This window comes from Roseibium sp. 10G30-5 (genome assembly GCF_055809635.1).
Genome location: NZ_CM147918.1, coordinates 3,137,871 through 3,150,869, shown reverse-complemented (window position 1 = coordinate 3,150,869; position 12,999 = coordinate 3,137,871). Strand labels below are relative to the sequence as shown.

Genomic DNA, 12,999 nt, shown 5'->3' with positions numbered 1-12,999 from the left:
CCAACCCTTTGTCGCTCAAAGGTTTGGAGATTTAAAATGCTTGGACAGCTTCAGCGCCTGGCACATGGTAGTTGGAGCCGATGCCCTCGCCGTAAAGACTTCTGGGGCGCTCCGCCATGCGCTCATAAACCAGTCGGCCCACGGTCTGCCCGTGCTCCAGAATAAAAGGCACGTCATGGGACCGCACTTCCAGCACAGCCCTTGAGCCGACACCCCCTGCCACGGCCGCGCCAAAGCCCGGGTCAAAGAAGCCTGCATAGTGAACCCGAAACTCACCCACGAGCGCATCGAAGGGCACCATTTCGGCAGCATAGTCGGCAGGCACATGCACGGCTTCCTGGCTCACCAGAATGTAAAATTCGTTCGGATCCAGAATGATTTCGCAGGCGCCACGCCGATAAATCGGCTCCCAGAAGGACAAGGGATCCTGAATGTCGATGGCATCCACATCAATCAGACCGGTGTGATGCTTGGCGCGGTAGCCGACGAGCGAATTCTCGCCTTGCCCCTGCAAGTCAATCGACAATTGCACGCCGCCACCAATGCGCTCATTGCCGCCACTCACCAGTGTCTGGTTGCGATGCACACCTTCAAGCTCGGCATCGCCAACCAGAGACAGTCCACGCCGAAACCGGATCTGGCTAAGACGCGATCCCGCACGCACAAGGATCGGGAACGTCAATGGTGAAATTTCCGCATAAAGCGGCCCCATGTAGCCTGCGGGCACTGTGTCGAAGGCAAGGCCCTGATCGGTGATCACACGGGTAAAGACGTCCAATCGTCCTGTCGAACTCTTGGGATTGGCGGTGGCCGAAATATCACCGGGAAGTGCGAGCGCTTCCTGCAAGGGCACAATATAAACACAGCCCGTTTCCAGAACCGCGCCCTCACGAAGATCAAAGGTATGCAGCTTGAACGCCTGCAATTTGTCCAACACCGTGGTCCTGGGACCGGTGAGAAAACTGGCGCGCACCCGGTAGGCCGTGCTGCCAAGGCGCAGGTCCAGACTGGCGGGTTGGATCTGACCGTCAACAGGCGGCAGATCCGCCCGGATCACACCTTGCGCAAACATGGTTTCAATGGTCTGAGCCGGAAGAATGCCGGCGGCAGGCGTGGTCATGATGTCCCGGATCCCTGTGCGGTGCCTTGTTGCAGTGTGATTAACGGATGACACGGCTCCCGCCAACCGGTTTTGCAGCGAAAGATGCAAAACCGCGCCAGCCTGACATCAAGAGTCTCGCAGATACCTTGCAGAACCGGCTGAGATTGACGTCCTTGCGCTTTTGGCCTAAGCATAACGACATCGTTAGAAGTGGTGATTTTGGCCGGCCGGCTTGCAGCCACGTTAAACAAATAGCTAAGGGGCCGGGTTGCAAAACCCCGGCTTAGGCCGGGTTTTTTTGTATTTCGGAGCATGACACATGAGCACCAACGAGACTGAAGCCAACAAAAACTGGCGTGCGGCAACCCAACTTGTCCATGGCGGAACAATGCGGTCCCCCTTCAGCGAAACCTCGGAAGCCATGTATTTGACGCAAGGATTCGTCTACGATACTGCCGAATTGGCGGAATCGCGTTTCAACGGCGAAAATCCAGGTTACGTCTATTCACGCTATGCCAACCCGACAAACACCATGCTGGAAGACCGCATCAAAGGTCTTGAGGGTGCCGAGGCCTGCCGCACCACCGCCAGCGGCATGGCTGCCGTCAATCTGGCGCTGATGGCCAGCGTCAAGGCTGGCGACCATGTGGTGGCTGCCAAGGCCCTGTTCGGGTCCTGCCGCTACATTATCGAAACCCTGCTGCCGCGCTACGGTGTGGAATCGACACTGGTCGACGGCACGGATCTTGAGCAATGGAAGGCTGCCGTCAAACCGAACACCACGGCTCTGTTTCTGGAAAGCCCAACCAACCCGACGCTGGAAATCATCGACATTGCAGCGGTGGCAGACATCGCCCATTCAGTTGGCGCTCGCCTGATTGTCGACAACGTCTTTGCCACGCCGATCTTCCAGTCACCACTGAAGCTCGGCGCCGATGTCGTAGTCTATTCCGCCACCAAGCACATTGATGGTCAGGGCCGCGCCATGGGAGGGCTGGTGCTCTCCGATCAGGCGTGGATCGAAGACGAGGTGATGCCTTTCGTCAAGCACACCGGCCCTCATATGAGCCCGTTCAATGCCTGGGTCCTGCTCAAGGGCCTGGAAACCCTGTCGCTGCGCGTTACTCAGCAGGCAGCTAATGCGGCGGCTGTTGCCGATTTCCTTGCCGATCACGCAAAGGTTGCACGGGTCATTTATCCAGGCCGTGATGACCACCCACAGGCCGACGTTGCGAAACGCCAGATGACTGGTGGCTCAACCATGATTGCTCTTGAAGTGGCAGGCGGCAAGCAGGCGGCCTTCGACGTCTGCAATGCGCTGAACATCGTCAAGATCTCGAACAACCTCGGCGATGCCAAAAGTCTGGTCACCCACCCGGCCACGACGACGCACCAGTCGATGACCGAGGAGGCACGGGCCGAGCTGGACATCAACGACGGTCTGCTGCGTCTCTCCATCGGTCTGGAAGACAAGGACGACCTGATTGAAGACTTCGCCCGCGCACTGGACATGATCAAGTAGCTCGAACGCTCCACAAGCTTTTTAACGAGGCGCCAGAGCCCATCGCAAGACGGGGTTGCTGGTGTCTCGTGACGTTTAAGGCACCTCAACGCAAGGCGCACTGACACCGTGATGGGCAACATTTCCTGATAGCTTGTCAGAGGTGAAAAGTTCTGGCGCGTTCTGGCAGGGCCTTGATCCAATAGGTTTTTGCAGAAATTCGTCCAAGAGACGAAAAGAAATAAACGGCTCCCTTTCGCGCCACGCTCATTGGCCTTATAAGCCTTTGCAGCAAGACCATGCGCCTGACAGCCATCATCGAGGGAGCTCACGTGTCGGGACAATATCGCGCCGTCACGAATGGCATAGAAGTTTCTGTAGAACCCTATTATCTGGACGATGACTCGGACCCGGAAGCGGGTCACTATGTCTGGGCCTATGTGGTTGAGATCCGCAATGGCACGCGCCAGCGTGTCCAGTTGCGTTCGCGCTACTGGAAGATCACGGACGCACTCGGTCGCGTCGAAGAAGTCAGTGGTGCTGGGGTTGTCGGCGAAGAACCGGTCATCGAACCTGGACAGACCTTCGAATATTCGTCCGGTTGTCCGCTGCGCACCAACTCGGGCATCATGTTGGGCACTTACAAGATGGAGAGCGAAGACGGCTCCTCCTTTGACGTCACCATTCCCGCATTTTCTCTCGATCTTCCAGATGCGGTTCACAGTCTGAACTGAATGCTGCTGTGGCTCGGATCGTGAGTGCCCGGCCAAGCCCGTGAAGACTGAGAAAAACGCCACAAACCGGCGCCTGCCCCCAGTTGTACGTTGACGCGCCGCACCGCCTTTTCTAGTGTCGCCTACACTTTACGTCCCGACGTTTCAGGAACGTATTGCGACGACCTCATTCATCACAACATCAAGAACAGACCCAACGATCATGACAGAAAACGCCCTGCCTCCGCTTGACCTCTCGCCCGAGTTCATTGAAGCGGCCCGGACTTCCAAAGCCTGTACCCTTTGAAGAAGCGCGCAAACTGGTCAAACGGATCGAGAAACGGGATCCGTCAATTCCGGTTCTGTTCGAAACCGGCTATGGTCCCTCGGGCCTGCCGCATATCGGCACCTTTGGCGAGGTGGCCCGCACAACGATGGTGCGCACGGCGTTTCGCCTGCTGACCGAAGACAAGGTGCCGACGCGCCTGTTGTGCTTCTCCGATGATATGGACGGAATGCGCAAGATCCCGGAAAGCGTGCCGGACATGGCGGCGCTGAAGCCATATCTTCAGATGCCATTGAGCGCCGTGCCGAACCCATTCGACAGCGAGCACAAGAGTTTTGCTGCGCACAACAATGCTATTTTGCGCCGCTTTCTGGATCACTTCGGCTTCGACTACGAGTTCATCAGCGCGACCGAGTATTACAAGTCCGGCAAGATGGACAACATCCTGCAGCGGGTAGTCGAACGTTTTCAGGCGGTGATGGATGTCATGCTGCCGACGCTTGGCGAAGAACGTCAGGCGACCTACAGCCCGTTCCTGCCGATTTCGCCAAAGAGCGGTCGTGTGCTCTACGTGCCGATGAAGCACGTTGATGCGGAAAACGGCACAGTGACCTTCGATGATGAAGACGGCGAAGAATGCACGCTGTCGGTCAAGGGCGGCAACGTCAAGCTGCAATGGAAGCCTGACTTCAGCGCCCGTTGGGCCGCTCTCGGCGTGGACTTTGAAATGTTCGGCAAGGACCACGGCCCAAACATGCCGGTCTATGACAACATCTGCAAGGCTCTGGGGGGCACTCCGCCTGAGCACTTTGTCTATGAGCTGTTTCTGGCAGACGATGGGGCTAAAATCTCCAAATCCAAGGGCAACGGCCTGACCATCGACGAATGGCTGACCTATGCTCCGACCGAAAGCCTTGCCCTCTACATGTTCCAGAAGCCCAAGACCGCCAAGAAGCTCTACTTCGACGTGATCCCGAAGGCCGTGGACGAATATTACACCTTTGCCTCCAAGTATCAGACGATGCCGGTGGAGCAAAAGCTGCAGAACCCGGCCTGGCGATATTCACTCTGGCCGCGTGCCGGATCTCGACATGCCGGTGCCCTTTGCCATGCTGCTCAACCTCGTGTCCGCATCGAATGCCGAAAACAAGGATGTGCTGTGGGCCTTCATCACCCGCTATGCCCCGGGCGTCACGTCTGACACCCACCCGCATCTGGATGCGCTGGTCGGCTATGCAATCCGTTACTTCGATGATTTCGTCAAGCCGAACAAGTCGTTTCGTCCGGCAGACGATGTCGAGCGCGCCGCACTCGAACATCTGGAAGCCGTTCTGGCCGCCCTGCCCGCCGATGCGGATGGTGCGCAGATACAGGACGCCTGCCTCGACGTGGCCCGCCCGATCGAGCGCTATCAGGATCTGAAGAAAACCGGCCCAGATGGGGGCCCCGGCGTGTCTGTCGTCTTCTTCCAGATGCTGTATCAGGTTCTCCTTGGTCAGGAACGCGGACCACGTTTCGGCTCCTTCGTTGCGCTTTATGGTATCGAAGAAACACGCAATCTGATCAAGAAGGCGCTGTCCGGCGAACTGACCAATTGATCCGCATCGCAGCGATCTGATCCGGTCTCAAGGAAGGCGGCTCATGGAGCCGCCTTTTTTCTTGGCGCGTCCATCCATCGTCTCCCCTCTCGCAACTCATTTGCGTAAGCTCCGGCAAAGCGCCTATGATCCTCCCTTTCAGATGCAACCTGCATCACTTGAAGGAAAGTCCCGTGTTCAAGTCGCCCGCAGGGTCTGCTGTTCCGGCAACCCTGAAAATCTATTACGACGGCGAATGTCCCTTCTGTTCGCGATATGTCGGCCTGCTGCGCCTGCGCGAGAGTGTCGGACCAGTCAGTCTGATTGATCTGAGACATGCGCCCGAGGCCCGACAGGCACTGGCGAATGAAGGGTTCGATCTTGATGAGGGCATGGTGGTCGACTGGGCGGGCCACCGGCTCAGTGGCGCCGATGCGGTCAATACGCTGGCATTGCTGTCAACGCCCGTCAACATCTTCAACCGCCTGAACCGATTGATGCTGTCCTCACCGCGCAGCTCAAAGTTGCTCTACCCGGTCTTGCGAGCAGGTCGCAATGCGACCTTGCGGATGCTCCGCCGCAAACGGCTGGCGCACTCCTCCTCCTGACCGATTCAGACCTGTGACTTATGTCACGGATACAAAAAAACCCGCCAGAGAGAACCGGCGGGCTTTGATTCCTTGCGCAAAAAGGCAGATCAAGCGGCGCGAATATCCATCAGGAATTTTTCAACCTGCTTGCTCAACTGCTCCGACCGCTGGCTCAGGCTCTGAGCCACCGCCGTGACTTTGCTTGCAGTCGTGCCGGTTTCACGGGCTGCTTCTGTCACATCCGCAATATTATGGCTGACGTTGAATGTACCCAATGCGGCTTGTTCAACGCTGCGCACGATCTCCGAGGTTGCGACATTCTGTTCTTCGACCGCGGACGCCACGACTGTGGCAATCGCGTTGATGTCCTTGATCGTGGTGCTGATCGACTGGATCTCCGCGACCGCATCCCCTGTCTCACTCTGAATCGTGGAGATCTGGGCGTGGATCTGGTCTGTCGCCTTGGCCGTCTGCGTAGCCAATTGCTTGACCTCGGCCGCGACCACGGCAAAGCCCTTACCGGCGTCCCCGGCACGCGCGGCCTCGATGGTGGCATTCAGCGCCAGCAAGTTGGTCTGGGCCGCAATGGTGGAGATCACTTCCAGCACATCCCCGATCTGCTGACTGGAGCCGGCCAGCCCCTGGATCTGCGCATTCGTGCGATCCGCCTGCTGCACGGCAAGTGCTGCGATCTTGGAGGATTCCGACACCTGCCGCGCGATTTCCTGAATGGAGGCGGAGAGCTGCTCGGAGGCCGTGGCAATGGACTGCACGTTGGTCGAAGCCTGTTCCGAGGCCGCCGCAACCGTGGACGCCCGCTGATTGGTGCTCTCAGCAATGCCCGACATGGCAACCGCCGTATCCTGCATCTCCGACGAGGTGTCGGCGACCAAGGTCAGCAGCGAGGAAACGTTCTCGTCAAATTCACGGATGAGAACCTGAAGATGAACGGCGCGTTCTTCTTCACGACGTGCTTCCTCCTTTTCACGAAGTGTCGCATGTTCCGCCATGATCATGCTTTGCTTGAAGACATGTACCGCATCGGCCATCTCGCCAATTTCATCGCGGCTGTCCTGGTACGGAATTTCCGTTTCCTTGGCGCCAGCGGCCAATTGCGTCATGGCTTCGGTGATGGACCGCAGAGGACGCGAAATGCTCTGCCCCACCAAACGACCAATCACCATCGACAGAATGATCGCAATCAGCGAAACACAAACAGTCGCCCGCAAAATACGCGAGATCGCCGTCGATGTCGTGTTGCCCAAAGTCTCGCTTTCAACTTCATAGCTCTTGGCCAGCTCATTTAGATTGGCGCGCAAAAGCGCGCCGTTCTGGCTCATCGCAGTGTCATTCGCCCGAACTTTCAGGGCCGACTGAGACATGGCGAGTGCGAGTTTTTCATAGGTCTCAAAACCCGCTTTGACTGCTTTGATCTTGGCCCGAAGCTGTGGCGTCTGATCCAGCCCGGCAGCCTTGTCGAGATGCTTCTTGAACGCTGCGAGAGCGTCGATGAACAGGTCATAAGCCTTGGGATCATCTCCAAGGAACTGAAAGGAATAAACGCGGGCATCCATGATGGCCTGCTGCGCCTGGGACAAGGCGTTCAGCAAATTCTCATCCGTGATTTCATGCGCCTGCTCGCGCGCCTCTTCAAGAGGAGAAAGGATACTGGGCACCGTTGCCACGGTTCCTTGCAGGTCAGCCTGTTCGGTTTGCATCAAGGCAATCTGTTTTTCAGTGGCGACCGCATACGCCTCAACGTTGTCCTGAACTGTTTTGACTTGCTTCAAGTGAATTTCATCGGTGTCCTTGCGCAAGGAGATCATGCGGCCGCGCAGACCTCTCAGCAGCTCGCTGACCTCATTCGGAACGTTTTTGAGACTTGGATTGCTCAGGTACGAGGCGAGCAGTGCATGCAGACGCTGCACTTCCAGATTAATCTCGGTGACTTGCTGGGCAGTCGCATTTCGCGACTTGAATGTTTCGAAGCCGACCTGGCTTGATCGTGTCTGATAGATGGTGAATGCGCTAAACAGAAGCAGCAGTAGCGTCATCAGAAAAAAACCTGCAGAAATGCGGGTCTTGATTTTCAGCTTTTTCAACATTTGGCTTAGCATCCGAAGCAAAAAGGAACAGCGGAAGTGGAGGCTTCCCAGTGTCAACACCGCGCTGACAAGTCACTTCTTTGTCGCTTCGATCTAATATTGCGTTAAAATAATAGAATTTCATAAAACTGTCACACAACACGTAGAGCTGTCATATTACAAGAGAAAATAAAAAATATAAATTTCCAGAAAATCATAAAGTTACTTTAAATTGATTTCAGAAAATCATATATACGCGATAAATACATGAAAATAACTAAAGAGAATCATTTTTTATTTGAAATAAAGATATCTCTCAAAAACATGAAATAACTTTAGTAGCTAGAAAATTGTCAATACGACGGAGTTATTTACTCTTCTAACATTGCGGTAAATAGCAAGCCCTGCTTGAAAAAGCGTGGCAACGCCCTATCCGTCCCGCTGTTGGCCAAGCTCCCTCACCTCGGCTCGAAGCATGCGCAACTCGTCAAGAATGGCCTGCTGATCAGCGGACACGCCCCTGCCCTGCTCCAGACGAAGCTCATCCTCGACAGCTTGCAGATGCTCTTCCTGCATGGCGGAGACGATAATCCCGATGAACAGGTTCAGCACGGTGAAGGCGGTACACAAGATGAAGGGCACAAAAAACAATACAGGCATAAGGGAACACCTCCATCACCGGGCGAACAATGCCCATGGACCAGCTTTCCAGCGTCATGATCTGGAACAGCGTATAGATCGAGCGACCAAGCGTGCCGAACCAGTCGGGAAAGGCTCCCCCGTAGCGTTGCGTGGCAATGACAGCGAAGACGTAAAAGACCAGCGCCATCAGAACCATGATCGAGGCCATGCCCGGCAGAGCGGCCACCAACCCGCCAATGACTCGCCGCAAGGACGGCACAACTGATATGAGCCGCAGCACACGCAGAATGCGCAAGGCACGCAGGACGGAGAATGGCCCGGCCACAGGCAGCAGGCTGATGCCCACGACGGCGAAATCGAACAGGTTCCACGCCCCAGTGAAGAAACGCGGACCGGCAACGTAAATTCTCAAGGCAATTTCAACACAGAAAACCCAGAGAACGACTGTATCGACCCATTCCAACAAAGACCCTGCCCGCCCGATAATCTGACTGGACGTCTCAAGACCCAAAGTGATGGCATTGACAACAATCAATGTGACGATCGCAGCCTCCCATTGGCGCGATTGCAACAGCTTCCCGATCTTCTTGCGCATTTCACCTTCCTGCCAACCCACTCATCCCCGTCAGATGGCGACTTTTGATCAGAGCAGCAAGAGCAAGCAAAAGGTCTGTTGGTGACATTTTCTTGTTCCCGGTTGCTGCTTGACAGCATCGCTCCCAGGGATCAGATATGGTCAGACTGATGCGGGTGTAGCTCAATGGTAGAGCAGTAGCTTCCCAAGCTAACGACGAGGGTTCGATTCCCTTCACCCGCTCCAGCCATTCCCTCCAGAATTAGTCGATCACATTCCGCACCACCCGAGGTTTGAACCACCAACGCTTAGGGTGTGGGCGCTTATGTGATTATGCTGGACGAGGCGGTTTGGCTTTGCGCCTCCTTTGCTGCGACACGCCGTGGGGCGTCTTGTTCCATCGAAACGGAGCGTGGCAGAACTCAAGCACAGCCGCATAAAAGGCAATGCTGGTGCACAGCCAATAGATCGGCACGGCCACTGCATCACTCAGGCGGACACCGTAGCCGCGCCGCACTGACGACAGAACAGTTGTCGCCAGAACACCTGAATACCCGAAGCCAATTCCCGACAGACAGACCGTTTTAAGCAGCGCTCCGTGGAGTCCCACCCAGTCAGGCAACGCCAGAAGCCCGCTGCTGTAGGCGACAAGGGTCATCAAACCGACCGGCACCAGCGCAATCATCAGAAAGCTGCCAGCGATCATGGCAAACATCGCCAAGGCCTGCAGCGCGCCAATTTCACGAAAGCTGAGCACGGGATCGCGCAAATGTACCAGCAGCGTCTGAATCCACCCCTTATGCCAACGGGTACGCTGTGCCAACCAAGCCGACCATGTCACCGGCGCTTCCTCAAAGGTGGAACTGGGCAACACACCCAGCCGATGCCCGAAGCGCGCCAACCGAACGCCCAGATCCGCATCCTCCGTGACATTATAAGCATCCCACCCACCCACTTCGCGCAGGACATCCGTGCGGAAGTGATTGGATGTGCCCCCGAGAGGGAAAGCCCAGCCCCGTCGATGAAACCATGGCAGGATCTGATCGAACAGACAGCCGTACTCCAACGCAAATTGACGCGCAAAAAAGCTCTCATGCGCATTATCAATCGCCAGCCGCGCCTGAAGGCAGGACACATCGGCCGGCGCCAGGGCGAAAAACAAAGCGGCCTTCTTGAGTTGATCCGGGTCTGGACGATCCTCCGCATCATACACCGTCAAAAATTCGCCAACAGCTCTCTCCAGACCGAAAGTCAAAGCCCGCGGCTTGGTCTTGGGAAAGCCCTGCGGCACAGTGAGAACCTCCATGCCCTCCTGCAATCGGCCGACAAAGGCAAGCCGGGTTTCGGTGTCTTCAGGCTCCAGAAGGAAAATCACCTGAAGTTTGTCGCGCGGATAGTCAAATGCCGCCATGGCCCGAACCAGATCCGGCACGACCGCTGCCTCTTTGTAGAGTGGCACCAGAACCGTATAGCTTGGCCAGCGAATATCCCCGTGATTGAAACGCTCCGGCAGCGCATAGTCGATGGGGTCCGGCAAGCTGGCCAGAGCTCCCATGCAGCGCGCGCCACCAATCAGGACCGACAACGCCGAAACGAGCAGCACCGACAGCTGCGTCACGAATGCCACGGGAACGACAAAGCCCACGAGAAATGACAGGAGTGCAGTTGGAACCAGCAGACGCTGTAGGGGGAAAGCCTTTCTTTTGCGGAAAATTCCGGAAAACGCCTTTCCAGAGCAGCCAGCGGCGTGTCAGATTTATGCGAAGCGCCTTTCAAGGCTGACGGCGTTGTTATGCTGACGGAATGGCGCAATTGGGGAAATCGATCGAAATGCGCGCTAACCTCTTCAAACTCCGAGTATTGCGGCGCAATAACATAGGCACGCCCCTCTCCGTGCGAGCGCATCGGCACAGGCCCACGCCCGTCGAGCCTTGGCCCCAGCGCGCCCTGCGCAGCCTCACAGTGCAGGGCAAAGCCATCTTCCGCGCAAAACCGGGCCCCACAAATCTCCGCAAGAGCACTATAAGCCGCTGTTTCGGAGACATAAGAATGTTTAACCAGGTATTCGGCAGGCGCGACACCAGCAGCATCGCTTTTTCTCAAGGCCAGCCTGAGTGCGTGATCAGAAAGCCCTCTGAAATGATGGACTTCCAGATCCCCGGACCAGGTTTCGCGCATCACCACACTCCCCAACCCAAAATATATTGTAAAAAATACTTAGAATACTACAAATTAACGCAAGGTCATTTTAATCAAGAACAAAAAAGAAAAGCAATAACCTTGTTCGCAGGTTACCTGAGCGTCTTGGTGGCGGTCGTGTGTGGATCGACTTTGGCTCTGGCGGCCGATGCGTCTCCACCATCACTGGACGCTCCTTTGCCATGGAACCCGCAACTTGCCGTCGAACGCCCAGAAGACATTCCGGCAAAACTCGAATTCATCGCCAGCGATGATTTCCCGCCTTTTGTGTTCCGCAATCAGGATCATGAACTGGTCGGGTTCAATGTGGATCTGGCGCGCGCACTCTGCACCGAGTTGAAAGATGCCTGCGCTCTGAAGATCATGCCGTTTGATCAGCTGGTGCCTTCTCTGCTGAAAAAACAAGGCGACGTGATTGCCGCTGGCCTGCAACCCTCGGCAGAGACCCTTGGGAAATTGACTTTTTCTCGCAACTACATCCGGCTTCCCGCCCGGTTTCTGGTGCGCAAGACGGACGCGCACCAGTTTAGCGAGAATGCTCTGGCGGGAGAGCGCATAGCGGTGCTGAAGAATTCACGTTATGAGGCTTTTACCCGAAAATTCTGGCCGGAGGTGGAGACACTTGCCTTTCCCTTGCGAGAAAAAGCCCTGGAGGCCTTGCAGGATGGCCGTGCCGACGCCGTGTTCGGGGATGGACTGGCACTGTCCTTCTGGACCACCAGTGAGGCTGGCAAAGACTGCTGCACACTGGTTGGCGGGCCATGGCTGGAACCGGGGTACTTCGACCGCGGCTTATCGCTCGCCATGCGCGCCGATGACACGACCACTGCTCAGGCCATTGATTTCGCACTTGATGCCCTGATCAAGAACGGCAAGTATCAGGAAATTTACTTGCGCTATTTCCCAGTGCCATTTCTGGATTAGCCTACGCACGCGTGAGCATGCCAACAGGGCACGACATCACCGGGCGAGTTGACACGACGCCCCATGGCACGGACTGCACCTTTCATCAAGGTCTGGTCCTTGCGCAAACAACAGGACTTCCATGACAGATTTTCTTTGGACACCGGCTTCGAACGGATCAGCCCGCGCAACGCTTCTGCTTGCTCATGGCGCCGGTGCAGCCATGGACAGCCCCTTCATGACCAAGCTGGCTACTGCGTTGGCCTTGCATGATGTCAGCGTCGCCCGTTTCGAATTCAGCTACATGGCGGAGCGCCGCACCACCGGCAAGAAACGCCCTGCCCCGCGTGCCGAAACACTGATCGGCGAATATCAAACGGCCTTGCAGGAGGCTCTGCCGGATGTGCAGGGCATTTTGATGATTGGCGGCAAGTCTATGGGCGGACGGATCGCCGCGATGCTGGCGGGCAATGAGGGCCTGCCATCACGTGTCGCAGGGGTTGCCTGCTTCGGTTATCCGTTCCACGCCACTGGCAAAAGTGATGCCCCGTGGCGCCTTGATCCGCTGGAAAATACGCGCCGACCCTTGCAGATCGTGCAAGGCGAACGCGACCCATTCGGCAGCCAGGTCGAGGTCGACAGGATCGATCTGCCGACAGATGTGACCATTCATTATGTGGATGACGGCAACCACGACTTCGGCCCACGCGGACGGGCAATTGCCACACTCGACAGCAATATTGAAGAAGCAGCCCGTTTGACCGCAGTGTTTGCCGAGACGCTTACCACCTCCTGATAAACGCTTGCACGTTTACGAGCAGTCGCTGC

At 56.4% G+C, this 12,999-nt stretch carries 7 protein-coding genes, 1 tRNA gene, 3 pseudogenes and 1 riboswitch; of the genes and pseudogenes, 7 read left to right on the top strand and 4 right to left on the bottom strand.

Annotation, left to right across the window (positions count from 1 at the left end):
- Positions 1–15 precede the first annotated feature (15 nt).
- A pseudogene (locus tag AC0L7U_RS15950) lies at positions 16–1,120 on the bottom strand (2'-deoxycytidine 5'-triphosphate deaminase).
- Positions 1,121–1,302: 182 nt separating this feature from the next.
- A riboswitch (SAM riboswitch) is annotated at positions 1,303–1,381 on the top strand.
- 40 nt (positions 1,382–1,421) lie between these two features.
- Here AC0L7U_RS15950 and AC0L7U_RS15945 point away from each other — a divergent pair.
- The 4 genes and pseudogenes from AC0L7U_RS15945 (at position 1,422) to AC0L7U_RS15930 (ending at position 5,787) form a co-directional block, all read left to right on the top strand.
- The gene (locus tag AC0L7U_RS15945; RefSeq protein ID WP_473692036.1) at positions 1,422–2,624 is read left to right on the top strand and encodes an O-succinylhomoserine sulfhydrylase; all 1,203 of its coding nucleotides are present in this window, start codon (positions 1,422–1,424) and stop codon (positions 2,622–2,624) included.
- 278 nt (positions 2,625–2,902) lie between these two features.
- Positions 2,903–3,337: a Co2+/Mg2+ efflux protein ApaG gene (gene apaG / locus AC0L7U_RS15940; RefSeq protein WP_473692034.1), complete on the top strand. Its 435-nt coding sequence runs from the start codon at positions 2,903–2,905 to the stop codon at positions 3,335–3,337.
- Positions 3,338–3,539: 202 nt separating this feature from the next.
- Positions 3,540–5,200 (top strand): annotated as a pseudogene (locus AC0L7U_RS15935) (lysine--tRNA ligase).
- 173 nt (positions 5,201–5,373) lie between these two features.
- Complete coding sequence (locus AC0L7U_RS15930) at positions 5,374–5,787, top strand: DCC1-like thiol-disulfide oxidoreductase family protein (RefSeq protein WP_473692032.1); 414 nt, start codon at positions 5,374–5,376, stop codon at positions 5,785–5,787.
- Positions 5,788–5,876: 89 nt separating this feature from the next.
- On the opposite strand, the gene AC0L7U_RS15925 is transcribed toward AC0L7U_RS15930, so the two are convergent.
- Positions 5,877–7,823 carry a methyl-accepting chemotaxis protein gene (locus AC0L7U_RS15925; RefSeq protein ID WP_473692030.1) on the bottom strand — a complete coding sequence of 649 codons (1,947 nt, stop codon included), beginning with the start codon at positions 7,821–7,823 and terminating at the stop codon, positions 5,877–5,879.
- A gap of 459 nt (positions 7,824–8,282) precedes the next feature.
- Positions 8,283–9,090, bottom strand: a pseudogene (locus tag AC0L7U_RS15920) (ion transporter).
- 151 nt (positions 9,091–9,241) lie between these two features.
- Between AC0L7U_RS15920 and AC0L7U_RS15915 the strand changes: the two are divergent.
- Positions 9,242–9,315: transfer RNA gene (locus AC0L7U_RS15915), tRNA-Gly, on the top strand.
- Between the two features lie 85 nt (positions 9,316–9,400).
- On the opposite strand, the gene AC0L7U_RS15910 is transcribed toward AC0L7U_RS15915, so the two are convergent.
- Entirely contained in the window at positions 9,401–10,687 is a 1,287-nt protein-coding gene (locus AC0L7U_RS15910; RefSeq protein WP_473692028.1) for a glycosyltransferase, read from the bottom strand.
- A 431-nt stretch (positions 10,688–11,118) separates the two neighbouring features.
- Between AC0L7U_RS15910 and AC0L7U_RS15905 the strand changes: the two genes are divergently transcribed.
- Complete coding sequence (locus tag AC0L7U_RS15905; protein ID WP_473692026.1) at positions 11,119–12,192, top strand: transporter substrate-binding domain-containing protein; 1,074 nt, start codon at positions 11,119–11,121, stop codon at positions 12,190–12,192.
- Positions 12,193–12,313: 121 nt separating this feature from the next.
- A complete protein-coding gene (locus AC0L7U_RS15900) occupies positions 12,314–12,967 on the top strand; it encodes an alpha/beta fold hydrolase (RefSeq protein WP_473692024.1) in 654 nt (217 codons plus the stop codon).
- The last annotated feature ends 32 nt before the right edge of the window (positions 12,968–12,999 follow it).

Excerpts from the sequence above, each read along its gene's own strand:
- AC0L7U_RS15945 (WP_473692036.1), top strand. The coding sequence starts at position 1,422 with ATGAGCACCAACGAGACTGAAGCCAACAAAAACTGGCGTGCGGCAACC.
- apaG (WP_473692034.1), top strand. The coding sequence starts at position 2,903 with ATGCGCCTGACAGCCATCATCGAGGGAGCTCACGTGTCGGGACAATAT.
- AC0L7U_RS15925 (WP_473692030.1), bottom strand. The coding sequence starts at position 7,823 with ATGACGCTACTGCTGCTTCTGTTTAGCGCATTCACCATCTATCAGACA.
- AC0L7U_RS15905 (WP_473692026.1), top strand. The coding sequence starts at position 11,119 with ATGTTTAACCAGGTATTCGGCAGGCGCGACACCAGCAGCATCGCTTTT.
- AC0L7U_RS15900 (WP_473692024.1), top strand. The coding sequence starts at position 12,314 with ATGACAGATTTTCTTTGGACACCGGCTTCGAACGGATCAGCCCGCGCA.